We start from the raw sequence: 21,064 nt of genomic DNA, 5'->3' as shown, positions 1-21,064 counted from the left end.
GTTACGACTTTAGCCCGCCGGGCTGAGTACCGTGCGCCAGTGGGTTCCGGTCACCGCGTATGCCGGTCCAGCTCCACCACAGCTCGGCATACCGTCCACCTGCGGCGAGCAGGTCCGCGTGTGCTCCGGACTCGACGACCACGCCACGGTCCAGCACGAGCACACGGTCGGCTCGTTCGGCCTGTGTCAGCCGGTGTGCGACCACCAGCGTCGTCCGGCCGCGCGTCGCCGCATCCGCGGCCTCTTCCAACACACGCGCTCCCGCGCTGCCCGCTTCGGCCGTCGCCTCGTCGAGCACCGCCACCTTCGGGTCGGCGAGCACAAGCCGTGCGAGTGCCAACTGTTGGGCCTGTGCTGCGGTCAGTTCGTGCGCGCCTTCGCCGACCTCGGTTGCCGGACCGTCTGGCAACGCGCGTACCCACGCCGTGGCCCCGACAACGTCGAGCGCGGCAAGGACTTCGTCGTCAGTGGCAGTGTCCCGAGCGAGCCGGATGTCGTCGAGCAGCGTCCCGGAGAACACGTGCACTTCCTGGCTCAGCAGCGCGATGTAGTGCCGGACTTGGCTTTCCTCGATCGCCGTGAGGTCGACGCCACCGAGTTCGACCGTGCCGCCGACGGGCGCGAGAACACCCGCGGCGACGCCGGCCAATGTGGTCTTTCCTGCGCCACTGGCACCAACCAGCGCGACGCGTTCGCCAGGCTCGATACGCAACGAGACGTCGTGCAGGACAGCAGGGCCGTCGTAGTGATGCACAATTCCCCGGAGCTCGAGGCTCGCACCGGACGGCTCAGCGGGCTCGGCTGGACCGTCAGGCGGATCCAGCGCCGCGACCCCGGCCAACCGCGCCATGCTCGCGCCTGCCTGCTGAATCTCGTCGAACACCATGATGAGGAACCCGACGGGGTTGAACAGCCGGTGAAAGTACAGAGCCGCCGCGGTCACCGCGCCGACCGTCACGAGATCGCCCCGTACCAACAGGAATCCGATCACAAGCACGGCTGTCAGCCCGACGAATTCCGCCCGGTTGACGCGCGACGCGAACCGCGTGAACAACCGGAAGACCGACAGCGACAGATTCATTGCCGTTGCAGACCGATCGGTGATGCGCGCGGTGTGCTCACCCTCCAACAGGTACGCACGAACCGTTGAGCTACCGCGTAGCGAGCTGGCCATGGCCTGCGTACGTTCACCGATCGCGACGCGTTCCTTCGCGTAGAACGGGCCGGAACGCGGCAGGTACCAACGCAACGCGATCACGTACATGGGCGCGGCGGTCAGACCGGCCAGGCCGAGACGCCAATCCAGCGCGAACAACCCAGCGCTGGTAAGCACAATCGTGAACCCGGACTGCACAAGCTCCGGAACGGTCGTCGTGATCGCCCGTGTGACAACGGAAACGTCATCGCCAGCGCGGGAGAGCAGGTCTCCTACACCGACCTTCTCCAACGTGCTGGACGGCAGATGCAGCGCGCGGTCGAGCACACGTTCCCGGATGCGTGCCAGCACGGTCTCTCCGACGCGTGCGACCAACGCGGTTCCTATCCCCACAAGCACACCCGTACCGAGCGCGGCGACTACGAGGATGACCACGATCGTGATGATCCGTCCGGCTCCTGCACCGGTGGTCACATCATCGACCAGCGAACCCAGTACCCAGGGCGCAACCAGTCCGGCTGCACTGGCCGCGAGCATCACGAACAGCGCGGCGGTTGTCAGCTTGCGCTGTGACAGCAGTTCGGAACGCAGCATCGCCCACGTCTGCTTGGGCGACGCGATCGGCAGCAGCTCACTCATCGCAGCACCGCCTTGCGGTAGGTCTCGTCTGATTCCGCGAGCTCCGCGTGCGTACCGATAGAAGTCACATGACCGTCCTTGAGAACAACTACGCGGTCGGCTTTGCCTAGCAGTGCGGGACTGCTGGTCACCACAACCGTGCTACGGCCCGCACGCGCAGCGGTGAGGCGTTCCGCGATCAGCTCCTCGGTCACGGCGTCGACTGCTGTGGTCGGGTCGTGCAGCACAAGCACGGGAGGCGCGGCCAGCAACGCGCGGGCCAACCCGATCCGCTGCCGTTGCCCGCCGGACAGCGAACTACCACGGTCGGTGACCGGGTGGTCCAAACCCGACGGATGAACGTCGACGACATCCTCGGCTGCCGCAGCCGCGACCGCTGCCGCGAGCTCGTCGTCAGTCAGTTGCGAACCTGCGGAGAGGTTCTCGCGCAAGGAACCTTCGAACAAGGCAACGTCATGCTGCTCGACCAGAATCGCCCGCCGACGGGCGTCGATGTGCAGCTCCTCAGCCGGAATACCGTCCAGGAGCACCTTGCCGTCATGGTCAGCGACCTGCCCCGCCAGCACGGCGAGCAAGGCATCGGTGTCCCGCTGGTCGTAGGCGACGACACCGAGCAGCTCCCCCGGCGCCAGGTCGACGTCGACCGAATTCAACGTCCGGTACGAAACCCCCTGCAAGGCAACTGATATCTCGCCGTTCGGGACCTCGCGCGAGCCGTGCCCGACCTGCGGCTCAGCGCTCAGCACAGTGGCCAGCCGGGCCGCCGAGGCACGCGCGGTCGCCGTGAGTTGTCCACAGAAACCCAGTGTCCGCAACGGTTCCGAGATGAACTGGGCGAGCCCGATCACGGTCACCAACTCGCCGACGGTCAATCGGCCGGTCAACGCGAACCATCCCGCGAACCCGGCGACCGCCGCGAGGAACAGGCCGCTCGTCGCAGCCGTAACCCCTTGATACAGCCCTGTTGTCGCAGCTGTCCGCAAGCTCGCCTGCAAAGCCTGCGTACTGGACTTGCGGTACCGCGACGCGGCCGTGTGCTGAGCACCGATCCCACGCAACGTGCGCAACCCGCCGACAAGGTCCGTCGCCAGGGCCGTTGTCCGTGCGGCCGCCTCCTGCTGCGCCGCGCTGTGACGAGTCAACAGCGGCGCAACCCGCGTGGTGAGAAGCACCAGAAGCGGCACGCCGACCAAGACACCCAGCCCCAGCGGAATGTCGATCGCCAGCAACGCGACGGACGACACGACCAGCGCGGCAAGCGCGGCGATCCCCATCGAAACGGCGCGAATGAACATCGCGGCCCGTTCGGCGTCGGACGAGGCCACGGACAGCAGCTCGCCCGAGCGCATGCCCGTACGGTGACCGCGCGGGTCAAGCACCCGTTTGGCCACCTCTACGCGTAGGTGGTGGGTCTCCCGTTCGTACGCGAGCACGGACTGCCGTGAACCGAACCGCCAGGCCGACGCGAGCACGCCGAACAACGCGGCGAGCCCGACCACCGACCATCCCAACGCGACCCAGTCACCAGTGGCCACTGCCCGGTCGATCACCAGACCGATGGCCACCGGGACCGCCGCCTCCGCCGCCTGATGTGCCGACAACAGCAGCACACCGAACAACACCCGGCCCCAATGCCGCTTCAACGCGCCTGTGAGCAATCCCCGAGCCCCCTGCATTTCCGAGTCCACGTTGCCGATCAAGCAGCAAGCCGAGGCCAACCTAACGGATTGAAGTTAGGTTAGGCTAACCGCTAGATCAGGATCACAGAAGGGGACGCACACCGATGACCCAGGCGACCACCGTTGTCAAAGCGCGGCGCCAACGGCCGATGTTCGTCACTGTCACCGCGGTCCGCGCCCTGTCGCAACGCATGGCCCGGATCACACTGGCCGGCGACGAGATCGCCACCTTCGGCTACGCCGGCCCCGACCAGCTGGCCAGGATCTTCTTCCCGGTCAGCACGGACTTCCGGCTGCCGGTGACCGAGCAGTGGTGGCCGGAGCTGCAGGCGATGCCCGCCGACCGCCGGCCCGTCATGCGCAACTACACGGTCCGTCGGATCGACCATGCCCGCGGCGAACTCGACATCGACTTCGTCCTGCACGGCGACAGCGGGCCTGCCTCGGCTTGGGCCTGCGCGGCCAAACCCGGCGACCGGATCGGCGTGCTCAGCGACGGCGCCGACTACCAGCCCGCGGACGCCGACTGGCAGCTGCTGATCGGCGACGAGACCGCGATCCCGGCGATCAGCTCGATACTCGAGACGCTGCGGACACCCGCGATCGTGCTGCTCGAAGTCGCCGACTCGCTCGACGAGATCGAACTCGCCGCACCGGCGACCTGGTTGCACCGCTCCGGCAAACGCGGCGCCCAGGTTCTCAGCACGTTGCGCTCCACGACTTTCCCGTCCGGCAAGCCATATGTCTGGGTGGCCGGCGAGTCCACATTGGCTACGTCGGTGCGACGGTATCTGGTGAACGAACGGTCCGTCGGCAAGGACCTGATCTACTTCTGCGGCTACTGGCGAGCTGACCGGCCCGCCTACGACTGAAATACCGGCTGCCTAGCGTGTGGCACAGCCGTGGCACACCCGCGTCACGCTGTACTGGTATGGGCGTGGATAGGGGTGTGCTGCGGCTTTGCCAGCCGGCCACCGGGTGGTACCTGCGGCTCGTGGGCGCAGTCAGGGTTTCGGGCACGGCGGACTCGTGGGAGTCCCGTGCCGTCGGCAGCCGCAAGGCGCGGACGCTGCTCGCGTATCTGGGGGCGCAGCGTCAGGACGTTGTCACCGTCGACCAGGTCATCGATGCACTGTGGGACGGCGCTCCGCCGCAGGAGCCCGAGGCCAATGTCGCGACCCTGGTCAGCCGGCTGCGGGGCAGGTTCGGGCCGGATGTGATCACTGGCGGGCGGTCCGGCTACCGGCTGGGCGAGTCGGTCCAGGTCGATCTTTACGAAGCCTCCGCGTTGGTCGTGAGAGCTGAGACCCTTGCGAACACGGCCCACAGTCTGCTGGTCGCCGAGCAGGCCATGAAGGTGCTCGACGATCTGCCCGTCCTGGCGGAGTACCCAGCGGCTGCGTGGGCGGAAGAGGCCCGCGCGCTGCAGGATTCGTTGCTCCGGCGGGCGTGGCACGCGGCTGCGGACAGCGCGTTGCGGACCGGCGCGCCGAGGCTTGCCCAGGTTCTGGCGGAGACCTTGATCTCCCGGAACGCGGTGGATGAGAAGGCTTATCAGGTTCTGATGCGTGCTTGCGTGACCGGTGGGGATTCGGCGCGCGCTGTCGTGACTTATCAGCGGCTGCGCAGTGCGCTTGCCGCGGAGAAGCGTGCACCGTCGGCTGCGAGCCGGGATCTGGTTGTGGAGATCCTGCGCACGGATGCCGCGACCGGGTGATCGCGGTTTGTGCTGAGTCTGGTGGAGAGGGACAGTGAGACCCATGTGGCGCGCCGATCTGATCGCCGAGCAGGACGTGGCGGAGCTTCCCGCTTCCCGCTTGCCTGCCAGGCCTCCGTCGCCTTTACTCGCGGCTGGGAATCAGGCCATGGCACGGGTGGTTGCTCAGCCACAGATGTTCGCCCAGCTGTGGGGTGTCGGCTCCGTGATCGATTCCGCTGTGGATTTGGTCGGCGGACTTGTTCAGGGCATCGTTGGGCAGTCGCTGCGTGGCTCCGTCGGGCGGGGTGGTGACAATAATCCTGGCGACGTTCTTGTTGTGATGCGGTTGCTTGCCGCTGCTGGGTACGCGGACGCTGATATGGCGGGCGCGATTACTCGTTTTCAGCGTGAAGTCGTGGAGATGTCCCGGCCTGATGGGCGGGTGGACCCTGGTGGGCGGACTTTCCGTGCTCTGGCTTCTGCTTCCTCTTCTTCTGCTGCCGCTCCTGCTCCGGCCGAGGTGGCTCCTTCTTCGGCGGGCGCGGTTTCGGCTGATCCGGCTGGTATCGAGGCTGAGCTGGCGGCGCTTGCCGCTCTGCAGAGGCAGGCTCCCAAGAAGGGCGGTGAGGAGTCCGGGCCTCAGCGCGCGGAGCTCGTCGAACGGATTGGGGAGCTTCGCAAGGCCATCAAGGGGATTTCCGATCCGGAGCAGAGGGCGCGCTACTTCGAACGCCTTACCGCTGTTGCTCCTTTCTACAGTCAGTACAGCAACAAAGCCTTTCTGCATACCACTGTCAAGATCGTCAACGACTCCACCTGCAATATTACGACTGTTGCTATGGGGTTGGAGCTTCTTGGTAAGTCTGCGGGTGACTATGTTGGGGATCGCGCCCGGCTCGAGATCGTCGAGCACTGGGTGGAGGGTCGGATCGGGTCGGAGATCAATACCGATTCGGCTCGGCTTCCCGACTTCTTGCAGCTTGCCGCGATTGTGGAGAAGCTTGGCGGTGTCACCGATCCGAGCGAGGAGCAGCTTAATGAGGCTCGGCGGGTTGCCCTTAATGAGTGGATTACCAAGGGCGCTTCTGCCTTGATTACTTTGTTTGCCCGGTTCGGGGTTAAGGCCGAGGAGGTTACCAGCCCGGAGTCGAAGGACTTGCGGGCTATTGGGGCTAAATATCGGGATGACCTGCTCAAGATCGCGAGTGGACGGGAGGCGGCTGGGAAGCACGAGGTTATCGGTGGGGATGATGTCAAGGATGTCGCCCTGCATGAGTCCAAGGTTGAGCTCAATGGGTACAAGGAGTGGGTCAAGCAGCGGTTTGAGCCGCTTTTGGCGGAGGGGCGGCCTGTTTGCCTTGGCATGTTCAATCACTGGACCCGGTTGCAGTCTATTGATGACGAGCATATTGTGATTGATGATCCCGGTGGGGGTCGGCGCGCCAACCGGACCTTTACTTGGGAAGCCGCTCGCGCTGTCGGGTTGTTTTGGCATTCCGTTGTTGCCCAGGGTTGACAGCTTTGAATTTTGCTTTGCCGTTTGGCCATCGCTCCAACAGAGTCCTGGATCCCGTGAAGACGTACAAACTTAGGACCCAGCGCTCCCGATGTCGTAGAACTTGTCTTTGTTCTTGACCTTATCTTTCTTGTCTTCTGGGAATGGGAATAGGACGTGTCCTGAGTATGCGGAGTCCTCGCCTATCTCTGCGCGGGTTCCGGTGACTGTGTCGGCGGCTGCGGCTACTGCTGTGCCGCCTGCTCCTTCGGCGAAGCCCATGAGACGGTGGCCTGGGCTCATCATGTCGCCTGGGCCGATTATTGCCCCGTTCGCCAGGGTTGCTGCCCACTTGGGGATCTTGGCCGCGAGTCTGGCCCAGGTTCCGGCGATCTCTACGAGGTCTCCGTTTGTCGATGAGTAGGTCTTTGGATTGACACCCCAGCCGAAGGCTGGGGTCCAGTGGGCCAGGTGGGCGCAGAGGGCGATGGCCGACTCCGACCAGTCGTAGGCGTATTCGGGGACCTTGGCCGCGTGGGCTTCCATTGCTTCCCATTGGGCGTCTATCGAATACTGCTCACGTTCTTCGCCGCTGCCTAGGTTGATCAGGGCCGTCAGCATTTCTTCGTCGAACTGCATCAGCCTCAGGGCGTTGTCGCCGGTCTCGATCATGCCTGTGTCGGTGTTCACCACGAACCAGGTCTTGCGGGTGCAGTCGATTCCGGCGCGCAGCAGCTCCATTCTCAGTTCTGGGTGGTCCCGGAACAGGATCATGAACACCTCGTTCAGGGAGCCGCTGCGGGCACTGAATCCCTTTCCCCACGTGATGATCTGGTCATCGTACGTATTTATTGAGTTGACTTTTCCTTCTGTTCCCAGTTCTTTGAAGGCTATCTGGCGGGCGCGGGTCTTTTTGTCCGGGGCCGCGCCTTGCAGGGAGCTTGGGGTCAGATTTTCGTTTCCCTGACTGTCTCCGTAGACCATTCCTTTGTTGACCTTTTTGTAGGTGGTCATTCGGAGTTTTGGGTTTACCGCTATCGCGCCGCGGTTCGCCCGGATCTTGTCTACCAGTTCCTTCTGTTCCTGGGTCAGGTCGGGGGTTTCCATCTCTGGGATTGTTACTTCTGATTCACCTTTTTTCAGGGTTATGTTCGTGCCTTCTTTTGCGCTTCTCTTGGCTGTGGGCAGTACTGTGGGCCAGCTTTCGACGTCGCCGGGTTCTATCGTTGGGGCCGCGACGGGTGGACGGGTGGCTGGGGCCTGCGTTGGGGCTGGCGCCGGGGCTGCGGGGCGGGCTTGGGCCAGAGCCCGGATTGTGCGGCCTTTGGGGTCTATTCGGCCGTCGGGTTTGGGGAGCTTTACCACTTCGGTTTGGAAACGGGTGATCGCGGCCGCCATGTCCGCGTCCATGTATCCGGCTGCGGCGAGCAGGCGCATCACGATGATTATGTCGCCTGGGTTGTTGTCGCCGTTTGTGCCTACTGAGCCGCGCAGCGAGTCCTCGGTGAAGCCGTGGACTATGTCGCCTGCTGTTTCCACCGCGGAATTGATCATGGAGCCGATGCTCCAGAGCTGGGCGAAGACCTGGGGCTGCGCCGCCATCCGGGTCATGGCCTGGTTTCCCGCCGCGAGCAGGGCCGAGGGTGGCCCGCCGGTCACCATCGGTCCGGGTGTTCCCGCTGTCTCCTGGTCAGCCTGCTGTTCGACCCGCCGCATACGGGCAACGATCACAACCCTGTCCTTCGCCCACAAGCTCTGAACGGGCGCCCATGTGGCCAGGGGACTGCAATCTATTGTGGACGTTCGACCAGCCACTGCCTGGATGCTGGGTCCTCTGGCGTGAAACGACAGACATACCCGGTGCTGACCCCCGTGCGCAACTCCTCGCCGAGGAGTGGATCCGCGTCCGCTATCGCGTCGATCGCGCGTTTGAGGGCCTTACGCACTGAGGTTCTCGCGCGTTCGGGTGAGTCGGGGAAACGCCCTACCGCGCCGGCCAGTTCGCCGGCCACGGACTCTCGCTCCAGCCGCAATCGCGCTGCTGTGCCCAGGTCCGCATTACGGTCTGCGTCGCCGATTGCCTCGTCGAGGGCGCGCAATCGGGTGCGGAACGCTGCGACGGCTGGGTCGTCCTGCAGGTCCTGTCTTGCCTCGAGGATCGCGTGGCTGGACATGTCGAATGCCGGGATGTCGCGGCCCGGCTGCTCGAGCAGGAGGCTGAGGTAGTGCAGGCCGACCATGTCCGGCAGGCCGATCCGGTTCTGTCCTATCTGGACTGTCCAGCCGCTGCTCTCCCGGCGCAGCACGATCGACGCGTCCACTGGGTCCAGGTCCGCGGCCTTGGCCTGCCACTCGTCCGCGCGCTGGCTCATGTCCATCTTCCGGGCGTCGTCGGCCGCCTCGCCCAGCAACTCCCTGGCCCGCATGAGGTCGCCTGGACGGCCCCGGGCGATCAGGGCCTCGGCCAGCTGGGCCCGGCTCAGCGCGTTGGCCGGCCGGTGCCCGAGCCGCAGGTTGTCCCGTACCGCCTGTTCGAGGTATGTCACGGCCGCGTTCGTGTTGCCCAAGGTCAGCTCTGCCAAGCCGATCGCACGCGATGCCGCGCCGAAACAACTTGTGGCGAGCGACGGCATCACCGGCAGTCCGGCGAACGGCCGGATGAGGTCGGCGGCTTCGCCGGCGAGGCCGGGGTCGTCGAGCACAGCCGCCGCTTCGATCAGGCCGACCATCGCGGTCAGCCAGGAACTTGTGCTCTGCAGGTTCGCCAGGCCGATGTCGAGCAACGGCGCCAATGCCGCACGCGCCTCGGTCAACCGGCCGTCGCGGGCGAGGATCAGCACGGCGCTGGCCCGGAAGCCGTACTCGGGCTTGGCCAGGCTCGTCGAGACCAGGGTGCTCGTCACCAGCTCGGCCAGCTCCCCGACCCGGCCCTGGAACCACCGGATGGACAGCAACTGGCCTCCGTAGTACCCGGGTGCGTCAGCGTCACCGACATCGACGCCTTCCTGCAGACACGCCGCCGCGGCGTCCTCCGCGTCGGCCAGCCGTCCGGCACGGATCAGGTGCATCACGTCCATACAGGTCACGAGGTACCTGGTGGTCGCGACCCCCAATGCCGCCGACTGCTGCCTGAGCTCGGTCAGCGAACGCTCGGCGCCCGGATCGCCCAGCAGATACCGATCTGCCGTCAGCCACAGCAGTCCGACGAGCGCGAGCATCCCGTCACCAGCCGCGGAGGCGGCGACGATCTGCTCCTCGGCAAGGGCCATACGCTTGCTCGCGTGCTCGGGCGCCAGCATTGCGTGGTGTGTCAACGAAAGCGCCTCGGCCAATGCGTGCTCGTCGCCGGACGCGCGGGTTTCCGCCAAGGCGTCGAGTACGTCCTGTACAGAACCGCCCTCGTAGTACGCCTCCGCGGCGAGCCGTACTTTCAGCAGACAACGCAGCCCGCGCTCTTCCTCAGGCAACGCGCGTAACGCGGCCCGTTGCTGTGCGAGTACGCGTTTGCGCACGGTGTCGTTGCGGTACTGGTGCACCCATACGCCACCAAGGCCGAGCACAGCCCTGGCCAGCAGAACCGGGTTGCCTGACAGTTCCGCCGCCTCAGCGCCCACCTCGTACGCAGCCCGCGCGTCCGTCAGCCGCCCGCAAGCCAGGACCGCGTCGGCCCGTTCGATGAGCAACTCCGCACGCGACGCCATCGTGTGCACGTGTTCGGAAAGGTCAACCGCACGGTCGAGCAACTCGGCGGCCTGCTCGTAGGCGTAACCACGCCGTAGTGACGCAGCCGCCTTACGGCATGCCGTGATGGCGAACTCCGCGTCAGCCGGGGAGCGATGCGCCGCCGCGAATGCATGGTGGGCCACCCGCTCAGTGCTCCCGGCCAGCAGCTTCGCTGCGGCAGCGTGCGCGTCGAGCCACTCAGCGTGGTCGAACACGGCGAGCGCGGCTTCTCGCACCAGGTCGTGGAACCGCAGGCCGTCGTGGCCCTGCTGCAGCAATCCGGAACTGGTCAGTGCCTGCACCACAGCCGCCTGCGTGGTGCCCACGAGCGCAGCGACTTCCCCGGCCGTACCGTCCACACCGAGCAGCGCGGCGAACGCCAGAATGCGTTGCACGCGCGGGTCGAGACGGCCGATCGCGCCGGCGATCGCGTTCTCGGCGGTGACATGGCTTGTTCCGGTTCTTGCTGCCTGCGCGAGGTGCAACGGGTTGCCGCCGGTCATGTCCAGCAACACTTTGACCGTCTCATCGTCAGCGTCACGCAAGCCGTGCGCTGACAACAGGGCTGCCGAATCCTCGAGGCCGAACGGCCTCAACGTCACCGTCGTCGCGTCACGTTGCAGCTCGGTCAGCAACTCGTCTGCGCCTACGCCTGGCCGTGTCGCGAGCAGCAGCACCAACGGCAACCGGTCCAGCGCGTGCACGAGGAAGCGTGTCAGCAGCAAGGTGCTCGCGTCCGCGTAGTGCACGTCGTCGATCACGATCATCGTCGGGATGTTCCGCCTGCTTGTCATCAGCAGATCAGCGACCGCGGCGAACCGTGCGAACCGTTCCGCTCCGACGACGTCACCGCCTGCGTCCGACGCGAGCAGCCGCGCACCCTCCTCCCCCGTCAACGCGGGCAGCAGTGCGGGCCACGGCCACAGCGCAGGTGCGCCACCGTGCGGCCAGCACCGGCCGCGCACGACTTCGAAGCCCTCGCGTTCGGCCAGTACCGAGGTCCGCTCACACAGCCAGGTCTTGCCGACACCGGCCTCACCGGTCAGCACCACCGCCTGCCGTCGGCCTTCCAGGGCACGGGCCCGGATACCGGCGAGCATCGAGAGCTCGTCCAGTCGTCCGACGAATGTGTCCACATCCGCGAGTCTGCCGCAGGTCGTGACCATGGCGCAGCCCTGCCGGAGCGGCTGATGTCAAAAGGTGCCCAATTGGGTAGCCGACCGGTTGCCCGTGATCACAGTTCGGCGACGACGGCGCCCGGGTCTCTGCCACACTGGCCCCATGCGAACTGTGCTGAACGTGATCTGGCTCGTGCTCTGCGGGTTCTGGATGTCCCTCGGCTACCTGCTGGCCGGGATCATCTGCTGTGTCCTGATCATCACGATCCCGTTCGGCCTGGCCTCGTTCCGGATCGCCAACTACGCGCTCTGGCCGTTCGGCCGGACCATCGAGCCGCGCCGCGAGGCCGGCGCCGCCTCGGTGATCGGCAACGTCATCTGGATCATCTTCGCCGGCTGGTGGCTGGCCATCGGCCACGTCGTCACCGGGTTCCTGCTCTGCATCACCATCATCGGCATCCCGCTGGGCGTGGCCAACTTCAAGATGATCCCGATCTCGCTGGTCCCGCTCGGGTCGCGGATCGTGCCGACGCAGTAGTACCCGCGCCGCGAACTCAATGGTCCGCGAGGGCTACGCCTGGGCGGGTTCGTCCTACCGTCGTGGCGGTTTCGGCACGCAGATGGCCATCGAGGACACCGAGAACCTGCGTCGCCACTTCACCAAGACGTTCGGCAAACCGAAGGTGACGTTCCTGCACGGCCAGTCCTGGGGCGGCAACATCGCTTCGAAGGCGGCCGAGAAGTACCGGTACGACGGTGTCCTGCTGACCAACGGTGTGCTGGCAGGCGGATCGCGCGGCTACAACTACCGGGTCGACCTGCGTGTGATCTACCAGTACTACTGCGGGAATCACCCGAGGCCGAGCGAACCGCAGTATCCACTGTGGATGGGCCTGCGCAAGGACTCGACCATGACCGGCACCGGCCTGCGGGCCCGGCTACAGGAATGCACCGGCGTCGAGTCCAAACCGGAGGATCGCACTGCGTTGCAGCAGCGCAATCTCAGCGACATCCCCGGCGTCGGGATCGCCCCCTGAGCAGCTGGTGCCCGGGTCGCCCTACCGGCCCGGGCACCAGCGACCATCACCCGACGACCGAACGGCCGAACGCCGGCTCCCTCGGAACAGGCGGCAGCGCCGGACTGAGGCAGCTCAGAGCCTCGGTCAACGCGACACAGGCCGGGCCCACCAGGCCCGCCTCCAGCCGCCCGGCCGCCAGCCGTACGGCCTCGGCGCCACGGGCGACCATGCTGGTCTCACCGATCGCTGCGGTGTACGCGAGCGCACCACGCAAGTTGTCGCGTACGACGTGCAAAACAGCCTCGCCGCCCTGCTCCAGTTCATGCAGGGCCACGCCGACCTCAGTCCTCAGCCGCAGGCCGGGCGTCAGCGAGACCGATGGCATGACCGCGTTGTGACTAACCATCCCTGTCACTCTCCCCTTATGGCCGCTTGCCGGCCAGGACGTCGTTGTCCACTGAGGTCCAATTTTCCCCTACCGGCCGCTGTCCAAACGAAGACCCCCAACATGCGACAGTGGACATCGTTCAGTCACCGACAGCTGTCCCGGCCGTGGGGGCCGGTCGCGGCGAGAAACAAGTACACCTGCCAGATCGTGGCAGCAGGACCGGAAACCGGTCCATTCACCGAAAGAATGAACTATCCGTCCACACCGGACACGGGGAAAACCGCTCGACACCTGTGCCATGATCGACAGATGTCCCGCCTGGATCTGCTGCGCTGGCAGTTCGAACTGACCTGGTCGCTGCTGGAACTGCATCTCGCGGAACTGCGAGAGGACGACTTCCGCTGGGAGGCCGCTACACAGTCCTGGAACGTCCGTCAGGATGCCGACGGGCGTTGGCTGCCGGACTGGGACGAGTCCGAGCTGTCACCGATCCCAGTGCCGACGATCGCATGGATGACCTGGCATATCGGCTGGTGGTGGTCAGTGACGCTGGATCACGCGCAGGGCCGCACACCCCGTGACCGCACGGAGATCACCTGGCCGGCCGACGGCGGCGTGGAATGGTTGCGCGAGTTACGCTCCGAGTGGCTCGCCGTCCTGGACACCCTGGATCTCGACGCACCCGCCCCATTCCCCTGGCAGAACGACCCGTCGATGACGGTCGCGCACATGGTGGCCTGGGTAAACGCCGAACTGATGAAGAACTCGGCCGAACTCGGCCAGCTCCGTCTGCTTCGCGCAGCCCGATAGCCGGGTCCGCGGGCCGCACCGGCGACCCGCGGCCCTGTCAGAACATCAGCCTTCTTCTTCGCCGCCGCCCTCGTCGTCGCCGCCGTCGAACATCTCACCGATCATCATGCCGCCGAGCACACCGGCTGCCGCACCGGCGACGATGCCGCCCATGCCTCCGCCTCGGTGGCCTCCGTGGTGGCCGTGGTATCCGTCTCCGTGGTGGCCGTGGTGTCCGTCGTAGCCCTGCATCATGTTGCCGCGTCGGCTGGCCACGCTGTCGAGCCACTCGCCGAAGATCCGGGCCCAGTCCATGTCGACGGCTTCACGGTGTGAGGCCTCGAAGCGGCCGATGAAGTCACCGCCACCGCCACCGAACATGCCGCTGCGCTTGTCGGCCTCCAGCACGACCGTCAGGCCGCCGGGCGCGGCGACCATGGTCAGCTCGACCTCGTTGATCCGGCCGGCGAACTGCGACGGCGGGTAGAACTCGATCTCCTGGAAGAACGGCAGCTCCTGGCGGATGCCGTAGATCCGGCCGGCCTCCAGGTCGGCGGACTTGAAGTGGAAACCCAGCTGCCCGAAGCCTTCCAGCACCGCGTCCTGCGACTCCAGCGGCACGACGTAGACCGGGTCGAGGTCGCCCTTGTCCACCGCCTTGGCGATCGACACCTCGGTACGCAGGCCGAGCTCCATCCGCGGCAGGCGCTGGCCGCCGACCTCGGTCACCGGGACCTCCCAGGGCACCGGGATGGTGAACGGGATCGTGCGCTCCTGCTTGGCCGCCAGCCTGGTCGGGCCGGCCACGACCACCCGGTGGAACTCGACCATGCCCTGGCCGCTGTCGCCGCGCTCGACCCTGGTGACCAGCGACAATGCGATGTGCTCGATCTCAGCGTCGCCGTCGCCGCCGAGCAGGCGTACCTCACCGGACAGTGAATCGCCGGGCATGCACCGCGGGTCGGCGAGCACGGTGTCCACCGAAGGCCCTCCGACGCCAAGCTTCTGCAACATCTTCTTGAACACCATGCGGAGTTTCTTCTCCTTGTTTCGTGAGGAGGGCGGACACATGTGCAACGCCACTCTAGAGCCCGAAGTTCCGGACAAATCGCCCGCCCGTGTCCGGTCTTTCCGCCAGTGTCGGGCCGGTCGGAGGGCAGGCCGCGTAATGCCCGCAAGTCCACCCCGATGGCCTGGCTAAACTGCGCGCATGGGGGCTTTGACCAAGAATTTCCGCCTGGCCGCTGTCATGATCATGGCGGTGACCGCCTGCGAGTCCGAGCCGGGTCCGAGTCCGGCTTCGAGTTCGCAGGGCGCGCGGCCATGGCTCGACGACACCAAGCCGGCAGCGGCCGAGGGCAAGGTCGGCGGCGCTGACACAGCGTGCAAACTGCCCGTGCAGTTCGACACGGCGGCCAAGTGGAAAGCCAAGCAGGTCACGTCGGCCGAGGAGGGCGGCTCACTGACCAACCAGGGCACGTTCACCATGGTGTGCGAGATCGACGCCAAACCGGCCGGCAACCTCGGTTTCCTCCGCGTCTGGACAAGCAGGACCACCGGCCAGGCCCGAGCGGCACTCGACAGATTCCTGGCGGACGACCGCAACATCACCGTGCCCGAGATCCGCGAGGTCAAGGTCGCAGGCGCCACCGCAGCAGAAGTCACCTACGTGCGTGACAACCCGACCGCCGAGGTCAAGAAGCGCGAACGCGTCCTGGTCGTGCCCACTCCGGACGGCGCCGCCCTGCTGCACCTCGGCGGCCTGGACGACGAGGAACACGACCAGATGCTGCCCGCATACGTCCTGGCCAAGCAGACCATGAAAATCTAGTTTCCCGGCATCCGGACAGTGCAATAGCCGACCGGAAACGTCGTTGCACAATGATTGACCGCTACGGGATCGGCACCGGATCGAAGCAGGCCGTAACAGGGCACTCGATCCGGTCGATTATCTCGTGTGTCACAGGCCTGACAAAATGGTGTTTCGACATTTTTCGAGGCTGTGGACAGCACGTTTACCTGGAGTGGAAAGAGCTGGTCCCGGAAGGCACCAAGATCAAAGATCTCGAGAGCACCGATCAGAGCACCAAAATTCTCAAGGCCATGCTCCTCGGCGACTCGACACATGGATTCGGGCCGCTGATCCGCAAGTACTACGTCGACACCACCAAGAAATTCCCCACGATTCCGCGCGTCGTCTGATACGAACAGAATCGCAGGCGGCTGCCATCACCTGGATCAGCCGGGCAGGAAACTCCGCGATCTCACTCGCAGGACAACGGACTCGATGAGGCCGGAATACCGGACCGTCTCAGGCCGGGGTGCGGACGCCGGGCGGCGCGCCGCAGCCTGGCCACGGTTCAGGCCAGTTGGCCGCGGATGTCACGCAGATGATGCCGCACCTCGTGCAGTGTGTGCACGGCCAGCCATTCCAATGAACGCTCCGTCGGTTCCGGGAAGTTGTAGACGAGGCTACGCGCCCAGTCGCTGTCTCCCAGCCGATCGAGCACGTTGGTGAACAGCTGCGCCGCGTCGGTTGCCTGCCGGGCGACGTCCTCCGGCGTCTGTTCGGCGTAACCGTCGTGGTCCACGCGCTCGTCCCGGCCCATTGGCGGGCAGGACGGATTCTCGATCCGGCGCGCCGACAATGCACGTTCACGCTGTACCAGCAGCACATCCCGCACGTGGCAGGCGTACTCCAACGGCGACCAGACGTCCGGCCGCGTCCTGATGGCCAGGTCCTTGGCATTCCGCAGGATGTCCGCCATCTCCTCGACCGCGACCCGGATCGCCGGTCCGGCCTGGCGAGCCGTGCTCAGGTCGTAGCTGAAACCGCACTCCTCACAGTGATCCACCGGTCCACGGTATCTAGCCACCGGTTTCCCGCACACTCCAGGTGGCGATCTCGGTCCGGGTGGTGTAGCCGAGTTTGGCCAGGATACTGCGCACGTGCGATTCCACCGTGCGTTCCGACAGCACCAGGCGTTCGGCGATCTGCCGGTTGGACATCGCGTCGCCGATCATCATCGCAACTTCGGACTCCCTGGGCGACAACGGGTTCGCCGAACGAGACGCGGCCCTGATCCGGCCCATCAGTTCGTCCGTTGTGGATAGCGGACCGGGCAGATCGAGCCGCCGGAATTCCGCCGCGGCTTCGGCCGCCAGCTTGCGGGCTTCCGGTAGATCGGCGTGTTTTCCTTGTTTGACAAGAGCTTTGGCAAGGCCTAGGCGGCTCAGAGCGAGGAACGGCAACGCGCCGATTCGTGCGTTCATCTCGATCGCCAGCCGGAAGTGCTCGACGGCTTCGGGCACACGGCCAGTGGTCAGCGCGAGTTCGCCGAGCATCCGGGGTGACGCGCCCGCGCAGAACACCGCGCCCGAACCGTCGGTCAGGTAATCGGGTTCGAGGTCGACGAAGCAGCGGTAGACCAGGTCCGCTGTCTCCACATCGTCCAGCATGACCGCGACAACGCCGATGTGGAACACCAGTGGCGCCCAGCGAGGCCCGACCGCGAGATGCTCGGGCATCCGCCGGAACACCTCGAATGTCGCCCGCGCCGACGCGAGGTCACCCATCAGCACGTGTGTCACCGGCACGAAGATCTGGGCCAGCGCGATCTCCGGCACGCTGCCGAGCACCTCGATCGCGGTCCGGCCGTCGTCAGGCTCCATGGTGCCGCGCAGCATGCAGATCTGGTGCAGGAAGGCGAAGTACATCCCCGTTGTGGCTACGGTGTCGAGCCGTTGCGCGATCTCACGCGCGGCCTCGTTGAACGCCATCGCGCGGTCGAACTCGCCGACCAAGGCCGCTCTGGTGGCCCGCATCCGGTTGAGATGCCACCACGCCAACGCGTGCCGGTGTGTTGTGGCGAACCGTTCGATCTGGTTGAGCTCGTAGTCCACAGCTGCCAGATCACCGCACTGGAACCACGCGTCGAGCAGCCAGAGGTGCCCCCAGAGCGCAGCAAGCGGTTGTTCGGCCGTCTCGGCCAGCTCACAGGCCCGGCGGCCGAGTTCGACTCGTTCCGCCCAGTACTGCGGCGCGCACAGCGTGAAATGCCTGGCGTGGACGCTGTCCAGCAGTGCGTCGGGGTCGCCACAGTCCTCCGCGAGTTTCAACGCCTGCGCCGAGAGATCCCTTGCCGTGACAGACCCGGTTTCGGCCGCCGCCATCGCACGTTTGGCAAGCAGCCGCGCGCGGATCGGATCGGGCTGGGTGGTGGCCAGCGCCTCGGCACACAGCCGATCCACTGCGGTGATCGTCTTCGGGTCACCCATCCCGGTGATCACGAGTGCGGCCGCGGCCCGCAGGTCAGGACGGTTCTCGGCGTCCGCCAGCCGGGCGGCCTGCACACAGTGCCGCACGCTCTCCGTCGCCCGGCCGGCGAGGAACTCGGCCCTGGCAAGCTCCAGCGTCAGCTCGGCGTCCGGGGCCCGCAGGGCGAGCTCAGCGAACTCCACGGCCTCGTCATAGGCAAGATCCTTGATCGCGGCGGCCGCGGCGAGCCTGGCCCAGTGAACACAGTGGACTGTCCAATCCGTACTCCCGGACAGTCGCCAGTGGTTGGCGATCCGGCCCGCGGCACTGGTGTCGGACCGTTCCAGCGCTTGCGCGGCTCGCTGGTGCAGCGCCATTCGCTGGGACGGCGCCAGTTCCTCGTACACCGCGTCACGGACCAGAGCGTGGGTGAACGAGATCGCCGGGGCCGACCTGAGCACACCTGCCCGGACCGACTGGTCGAGCAGGTCCGCGACCGTCGCCTCGTCCAAGCCGCTGACCTCGGTCAACAGCGACGGGTCGATACGTTCACCGAGGACACTCGCGGCACCGAGCAGATCCCGGGCGTTGTCCGGGACCTGGGCCAGCACCAGGTGCCGTAGCTCGGGATGGCCGTCGAGATCGTGGTCGATCAGCATCCGCACGAACAAGGGGTTGCCGTTGGTCTTCGCCGCCACCTCGGCGGCCATCTGCTCAGCCGCGGGTGCTTTGATCCGCAGCCAGTGCGCGATGTCCGGCGTGTCCAGGCCGGTCAGCCGGATCGAGCGCATTTCGCTGGACCGCAACAGATCCGGGAGCCGGTCGGCCAGCGGCGAGCCGTCAGCCGCCCGGAACGTGCCGAGAATGAGCGCCCGGGTTCGCGCCAGATCCCCGGCCAGATGGCTCAGCAGTTTGAGCGACGACCGGTCCGCCCAGTGCAGGTCCTCCAGGATGATCAACAGGCCACGCTCGGCGGCGGCCTCCGTCAGCGCGTCCGTCGCGTCGGCGAACATCGCGAACCGCGCTGACGCGGAGTCACCTGTCTTCACAGAGAGTGCGTCACTCAATTGAGGGATGTCACGAGCCAGACGGCGCCACGGCCACAGCGGCGGCATGCCCGGGTCGTCCACTGCGTACCCACGGGCGACCGGTACGTCGTAGTCGTTGGCCATGTCCGCAACGGCCATCGCCAGACGCGTTTTGCCTATCCCCGCATCCCCGCTGACCAGCAACAACCTGCCTGATCCGGCGGACGCGGACACCAGCGCGCCGCGCAACTGGGCGAGCTCACGCGTGCGTCCGACGAGCGGCAGATCCATGCCTCAGTATCGCCATACGGGGGCAAGTTCAGTACTCGTACTGAACTGCTCGCGGGGCGCCGGCCAGAGACTTCCGGCATGTACGCACAGCTGACTTACTTCAACCCGCGCACCCCGGCCGAGGTCGCCGCCGACGAATTCGCCGCCCGGGAGCGGATCGTGCCCCTGATGCACGACTTCGACGTACGCGCCTATGTGCTGCGTCGCGACGACGGCTCCCAGGTGATCGTCACGCTCGCCGACTCCGAGCAGATCCTGCTTGACGCCCAGAAGGCGATCATCAACAGCAAGCTGCTGCCGGGCGAGGACCCCGCGCTGCTGGCCGGAGCCGACCGAGTCGAGATCTACCCCGTAGTCGCCATGTACCCCGAAGGAGAATGACATGACCACGACCCTCGCCCTGTCGGCCGGCACCTGGCAGCTCGACCCGGCGGCAAGCACCGCGACCTTCCGCGTCGGCAACCTCGGCCGCACAGTCCACGGCACAGTCCCCCTGCTCGAAGGCACTCTCGAGGTCTCCGACGACGGCCGGCCGGCCGACGTGCACGGCAGCCTCGACCTCGGCGCAATCGCCACCGGCAACGACCGCCGCGACAAGGATCTGCGCAAACCCAGCCTGCTCGACCTCGAAAACCACCCGACCATGACCTTCGCGTCCCGCACCATCACCCCGACCGAAACCGGCTGGCACGTCACGGGCCGCCTGCGCGTCCGCAACATCGCGGTCCCAGTCTCCGGCGACGTCACCTTGTCCACAACCGACCCCGCCACTGCAACCCTCACAGTCACGGCGAGGTTCGACCGCAAACCCATCGGCATCCGCGCGCCGCGCTTGCTCATCGGCAGATTCATCGACGTGGCACTGACCGCGACCGTCCGCGCTACGTGATCTCCTCGAAGACGGGGTTCACAGCACGGCCTGTGTCTGGGTGACGCGGGCGGCGAGCTTGCCGGAGTCGTCGACGACGTCGGTTTCGATGACGATGATCCGGCGGCCGCCGTGCAGCAGCCGGGAGCGGGCAGTGGCGTAACCCGAGCGGATGGCACGCAGGAAGTTCGTCTTCGACTCGATGGTGGTCGTGCCCTGCGCGCCTTCGGGCAGGTTGAGGAAGGCCAGGGTGGCGGCGTTGGCGTCGGCCAGGGTCATCACCGCGCCGCCGTGCAGGGCGCCGCCGACGGTACAGCGGGACGGCGCCCACGCGAAGCGGCTGACCATCTCCTCTTTGGACTGGCTGACCACCTCGATCTCCAGTTCGGCCGTGAACGGCATGAGTTCCCGGAACATCGATGTGGCCTGTTGGTCAATGGACATGCCCGGTTGTCTATCAGACGCGGGCCACTCGTCCCCACTTCTGTGGTATTCAAGGTATGTCCCTGTGCCCAGTGGTAGGTGATCATGGCAGCCGCACGAGCAGGCCGGTTGGTCCTGCTGATGCTGGCTGCCGTTTTGATGGCCGTCGGGATCTCGGTCTCGCCACACGCCATCGTGTCGGCGCCTTCGGACGAGTCGAAAGACGCGACGATCCAGCACGAGGTGGTCGTCAGCGCCATACCGCCCGGCCGCGTGATGGGCCGGCCGGTGGCCGATCCGACGTTGCTGAAGGTCCAGAGCTCGGCTGAGTTCACGCTTCAGCCCAGCGCGGGGCCAATGCTGGCGCGGCTCGGCGTCGTGCACGAGGACGGCCCGCAGGTCACCCGCGAGGCCCAGCTTCCGGCCACCGGCAATCGCGCTCCTCCGGTCTGACAGGCACTTCGCTTCCCTGTCGGACCCCCCTTGTTTGA

Annotated in this window: 20 protein-coding genes; 11 read left to right on the top strand and 9 right to left on the bottom strand. The window is 66.2% G+C overall.

What is annotated here, in order from left to right:
• Position 1 precedes the first annotated feature (1 nt).
• Both JOF56_RS27565 and JOF56_RS27560 read right to left on the bottom strand, forming a co-directional pair.
• Complete coding sequence (locus tag JOF56_RS27565; protein WP_209642404.1) at positions 2-1,795, bottom strand: ABC transporter ATP-binding protein; 1,794 nt, start codon at positions 1,793-1,795, stop codon at positions 2-4.
• The gene (locus JOF56_RS27560) at positions 1,792-3,471 is read right to left on the bottom strand and encodes an ABC transporter ATP-binding protein (protein WP_209642403.1); all 1,680 of its coding nucleotides are present in this window, start codon (positions 3,469-3,471) and stop codon (positions 1,792-1,794) included. Before JOF56_RS27560 ends, JOF56_RS27565 begins: the two co-directional genes overlap by 4 nt.
• Before the next feature lie 107 nt (positions 3,472-3,578).
• On the opposite strand from JOF56_RS27560, the gene JOF56_RS27555 reads away from it, so the two are divergent.
• Genes JOF56_RS27555 through JOF56_RS27545 form a run of 3 tightly spaced genes read left to right on the top strand, consistent with a single transcriptional unit; the run spans position 3,579 to position 6,689 of the window.
• Positions 3,579-4,346, top strand: a complete 768-nt coding sequence (locus JOF56_RS27555) for a siderophore-interacting protein (RefSeq protein WP_209642402.1) — start codon at positions 3,579-3,581, stop codon at positions 4,344-4,346.
• Positions 4,347-4,405: 59 nt separating this feature from the next.
• Positions 4,406-5,191 (top strand): AfsR/SARP family transcriptional regulator, encoded by a 786-nt coding sequence (locus JOF56_RS27550; RefSeq protein WP_209642401.1) that lies wholly within the window; start codon positions 4,406-4,408, stop codon positions 5,189-5,191.
• A gap of 43 nt (positions 5,192-5,234) precedes the next feature.
• Positions 5,235-6,689, top strand: a complete 1,455-nt coding sequence (locus JOF56_RS27545; protein ID WP_209642400.1) for a hypothetical protein — start codon at positions 5,235-5,237, stop codon at positions 6,687-6,689.
• Positions 6,690-6,761: 72 nt separating this feature from the next.
• Here JOF56_RS27545 and JOF56_RS27540 read toward each other — a convergent pair whose 3' ends face one another.
• Together JOF56_RS27540 and JOF56_RS27535 are read right to left on the bottom strand one after the other, a co-directional pair.
• On the bottom strand, positions 6,762-8,399 hold the full coding sequence (locus tag JOF56_RS27540) for a hypothetical protein (RefSeq protein ID WP_209642399.1): 1,638 nt from the start codon (positions 8,397-8,399) through the stop codon (positions 6,762-6,764).
• A 59-nt stretch (positions 8,400-8,458) separates the two neighbouring features.
• A complete protein-coding gene (locus tag JOF56_RS27535; protein WP_209642398.1) occupies positions 8,459-11,527 on the bottom strand; it encodes an AAA family ATPase in 3,069 nt (1,022 codons plus the stop codon).
• Between the two features lie 145 nt (positions 11,528-11,672).
• On the opposite strand from JOF56_RS27535, the gene JOF56_RS27530 reads away from it, so the two are divergent.
• Both JOF56_RS27530 and JOF56_RS27525 read left to right on the top strand, forming a co-directional pair.
• Positions 11,673-12,047 carry a YccF domain-containing protein gene (locus JOF56_RS27530; protein ID WP_209642397.1) on the top strand — a complete coding sequence of 125 codons (375 nt, stop codon included), beginning with the start codon at positions 11,673-11,675 and terminating at the stop codon, positions 12,045-12,047.
• A gap of 19 nt (positions 12,048-12,066) precedes the next feature.
• Positions 12,067-12,546, top strand: coding sequence for an alpha/beta fold hydrolase (locus JOF56_RS27525; protein WP_209642396.1), 480 nt, complete (start codon positions 12,067-12,069; stop codon positions 12,544-12,546).
• Between the two features lie 46 nt (positions 12,547-12,592).
• Here the strand turns inward: JOF56_RS27525 and JOF56_RS27520 are convergent, their stop codons facing one another.
• Positions 12,593-12,934 (bottom strand): hypothetical protein, encoded by a 342-nt coding sequence (locus JOF56_RS27520; protein WP_209642395.1) that lies wholly within the window; start codon positions 12,932-12,934, stop codon positions 12,593-12,595.
• A gap of 291 nt (positions 12,935-13,225) precedes the next feature.
• On the opposite strand from JOF56_RS27520, the gene JOF56_RS27515 reads away from it, so the two are divergent.
• Complete coding sequence (locus JOF56_RS27515; RefSeq protein ID WP_209642394.1) at positions 13,226-13,726, top strand: DinB family protein; 501 nt, start codon at positions 13,226-13,228, stop codon at positions 13,724-13,726.
• Between the two features lie 45 nt (positions 13,727-13,771).
• On the opposite strand, the gene JOF56_RS27510 is transcribed toward JOF56_RS27515, so the two are convergent.
• Entirely contained in the window at positions 13,772-14,734 is a 963-nt protein-coding gene (locus JOF56_RS27510) for a sporulation protein (RefSeq protein WP_209642393.1), read from the bottom strand.
• Between the two features lie 181 nt (positions 14,735-14,915).
• Between JOF56_RS27510 and JOF56_RS27505 the strand changes: the two genes are divergently transcribed.
• Complete coding sequence (locus JOF56_RS27505; RefSeq protein WP_209642392.1) at positions 14,916-15,536, top strand: lipoprotein; 621 nt, start codon at positions 14,916-14,918, stop codon at positions 15,534-15,536.
• Between the two features lie 50 nt (positions 15,537-15,586).
• Positions 15,587-15,907: a hypothetical protein gene (locus JOF56_RS27500; protein WP_209642391.1), complete on the top strand. Its 321-nt coding sequence runs from the start codon at positions 15,587-15,589 to the stop codon at positions 15,905-15,907.
• A 158-nt stretch (positions 15,908-16,065) separates the two neighbouring features.
• Here the strand turns inward: JOF56_RS27500 and JOF56_RS27495 are convergent, their stop codons facing one another.
• Together JOF56_RS27495 and JOF56_RS27490 are read right to left on the bottom strand one after the other, a co-directional pair.
• Positions 16,066-16,560: a DinB family protein gene (locus JOF56_RS27495; RefSeq protein ID WP_307855278.1), complete on the bottom strand. Its 495-nt coding sequence runs from the start codon at positions 16,558-16,560 to the stop codon at positions 16,066-16,068.
• A 13-nt stretch (positions 16,561-16,573) separates the two neighbouring features.
• Positions 16,574-19,282 (bottom strand): ATP-binding protein, encoded by a 2,709-nt coding sequence (locus tag JOF56_RS27490; protein WP_209642390.1) that lies wholly within the window; start codon positions 19,280-19,282, stop codon positions 16,574-16,576.
• Between the two features lie 78 nt (positions 19,283-19,360).
• Between JOF56_RS27490 and JOF56_RS27485 the strand changes: the two genes are divergently transcribed.
• A complete protein-coding gene (locus JOF56_RS27485) occupies positions 19,361-19,663 on the top strand; it encodes a hypothetical protein (protein WP_209642389.1) in 303 nt (100 codons plus the stop codon).
• 1 nt (position 19,664) lies between these two features.
• The gene (locus tag JOF56_RS27480; protein ID WP_209642388.1) at positions 19,665-20,171 is read left to right on the top strand and encodes a YceI family protein; all 507 of its coding nucleotides are present in this window, start codon (positions 19,665-19,667) and stop codon (positions 20,169-20,171) included.
• Between the two features lie 18 nt (positions 20,172-20,189).
• Here the strand turns inward: JOF56_RS27480 and JOF56_RS27475 are convergent, their stop codons facing one another.
• Positions 20,190-20,594 (bottom strand): PaaI family thioesterase, encoded by a 405-nt coding sequence (locus tag JOF56_RS27475; protein WP_245378423.1) that lies wholly within the window; start codon positions 20,592-20,594, stop codon positions 20,190-20,192.
• Between the two features lie 84 nt (positions 20,595-20,678).
• Between JOF56_RS27475 and JOF56_RS27470 the strand changes: the two genes are divergently transcribed.
• Positions 20,679-21,026: a hypothetical protein gene (locus JOF56_RS27470; RefSeq protein WP_209642387.1), complete on the top strand. Its 348-nt coding sequence runs from the start codon at positions 20,679-20,681 to the stop codon at positions 21,024-21,026.
• Positions 21,027-21,064: the final 38 nt, after the last annotated feature.

This window comes from Kibdelosporangium banguiense, assembly GCF_017876405.1.
In the GTDB taxonomy this organism is placed as follows: Bacteria; Actinomycetota; Actinomycetes; order Mycobacteriales; family Pseudonocardiaceae; genus Kibdelosporangium; species Kibdelosporangium banguiense.
The sequence above is the reverse complement of the archived record's forward strand: the minus strand, read 5'-3'. Positions and strand labels throughout refer to the sequence as shown.